Here is a 1,673-nt window from a genome sequence, read left to right as displayed (position 1 = left end):
TCATCTAAGATGACATTTGGATTGTAAAATGCAGGTTTTAAAATAGTATTGGCTTTATCTTGAAAATCTTTATAAACTTCATCTTTATTACTATTGTTGTAAGTGTGAATATTTATTTTATCTAAAACATAGCCATTATTAAAGTCATTCCAATAGTTTTGATCGGCTGTTGCATTAGTTAAATCGTCTTCATGATGGTAGATGTGGATGTTGTCAAATTGAAATTGGCTATCACCGCCAACATAGCCAAAAAATTTTCCATTATACATTGTTCCCTCTGTAGTTGCACCTTTGTCAAAATACATATAAATATTTTTAAAAGTGCTATCTCCTGAAATTTCACCAGCAAACCCACCAGCAAAAGATTCAACACCTTCTGCCGTATAACTATTAATATTTCCAATATTATTTAAAGAAATATTATCATAGTTTGAATCCCGGCCAAGTATTGCACCTGCAAATCCACCAGCAAAAGAAAATAGATAACGCGAATATACATTATTAATACTTCCAATATTATTCAAAGAAATATTTCTATATTGCCCATGAGATTGACCGGCAAATCCACCAGTAATAACTACTCCATAAGTTTGATTCTCAATATTTTTTATACTATTTAAAGATATATTTTCATATAATCCATCAAACAAATCTCCAGCAAATCCACCAACATAAGAAGCAGCGGTGTTGTTGCTAATATAAATACTCTCTATTTTATCTATGGTTACATTATTAACTCTACCATTAGAAATGATACCAGCAAAGCCTCCTAAATTGAGCGTAGTAACTTTGCCGCTATTCATATTTTTAATATTATTAATAGAAATATACTCAAATGAAGAATTTGAAACAGCTCCAATAAAACCACCAACAGCAGCGCTATTGAGTCCAGTTACATCTATACCACCACCCATATAATTCACATTAATATTTTTAAAAGTAGCTCCACTTGCAACTGCAAATATACCTACATCAAATGTATGTGGCGTATTATTATCTCCTGTTATATTTATATTGATATTTTTTAAAGTAAATCCTTGACCATCAAAAATTTTATTAAATGACGCAGAATTTCTAATACCAACCATCATAGATGTGCATTGCCCCGGAGCTATACAATAATTGGCATAGTTTTGACCTTGATTACCACCAAAATCTATATCATCTACTAATTTATAAGTACCAAAGAAATCTCTCATATTATTTTTATTTTCATTCCACCCTTTAGCAAAGTGCCACCAATCAACATCAGAACCTATAGTTGCGTGTTTTTCAAATTTATCTTTAGTTACTAATTTTTTATTACCTAAATTTGTTTTATCTATATTACTATATTCATTAGTCTCAAAATTAACTCCTTTTTCACCATAGTTATAATAAGATGTAGTAGATTGTTGTAAAGAACCTTTTACATACGCACTAGCTATAATAGAATCTGATTTAATTCCATCTACTAATATATTGACTTCATTCCCCACCAAATGAATTTTATCAGCTGTATTACCACTTGGATTTTTTAAAGCATCACCGCTAACATTATCATTATGTTTGCCATTGATATGGCCACCATCTATACTTACCTTATTCCCTATAAGTAATACATCATTAGCATTAATAGTACCCATATTTACTACATTACCTGCTTTGTGTGGTTTAAATACTGGAGAGAAAGT

At 30.2% G+C, this 1,673-nt stretch carries 1 pseudogene; it reads right to left on the bottom strand.

What is annotated here, in order from left to right:
• Positions 1-1,673 (bottom strand): annotated as a pseudogene (locus L8X36_RS08030) (hypothetical protein); the annotation flags it as partial.

Source organism: Campylobacter sp. CNRCH_2014_0184h, from assembly GCF_025772985.1.
Taxonomy (GTDB): Bacteria; Campylobacterota; Campylobacteria; order Campylobacterales; family Campylobacteraceae; genus Campylobacter_D.
Note: the sequence above shows the minus strand (reverse complement) of the source record. Positions and strands in the feature narration are given on the sequence as shown.